The organism is Desulfofundulus thermobenzoicus (genome assembly GCF_009428905.1).
GTDB lineage: Bacteria > Bacillota > Desulfotomaculia > Desulfotomaculales > Desulfovirgulaceae > Desulfofundulus_A > Desulfofundulus_A thermobenzoicus.
Genome location: NZ_WHYR01000261.1, coordinates 1 through 391, shown reverse-complemented (window position 1 = coordinate 391; position 391 = coordinate 1). Strand labels below are relative to the sequence as shown.

Annotated in this window: 1 protein-coding gene; it reads right to left on the bottom strand. The window is 43.7% G+C overall.

From position 1 onward, the window contains the following. The coding region (locus tag GFC01_RS18960) for a hypothetical protein (protein ID WP_194175055.1) at window positions 1-391 on the bottom strand (391 nt) is incomplete at both ends.

The window sequence follows — 391 nt, the reverse complement described above, 5'->3', positions numbered from 1 at the left end:
CATAATTGCTGGTTGTCTTACAAATTTTTGGGGCAAAGTCGGTTAAAATCGGATTCCCTTCCCCCTGTTTTTTTATAGATGCCAGGTAAACGAAGAGTTCCATTCGTACATTTTTTGAGGTACGAGGATTTTTTTCATCTACCTCAAGCAAATCGGAGATATCTTGTAACCATCCGGCCGCATTCTTGATATCCGCATATTCATTTGAGGCATTCTTGAGGGCGATACAAATGCCTTGCTGTAATTCCAGCAAACGGCTGTCAGGAATGTGGCAGATAAACTCATCAAGTTCTAAAATCAACCCTGTAAGCCGTTCAAACATTTCAATTCCGGCCAGACGGAAAGGCGGACGGCCTTTCAGGGTCAACAAATAGCGCGAGCGGCGTATCAA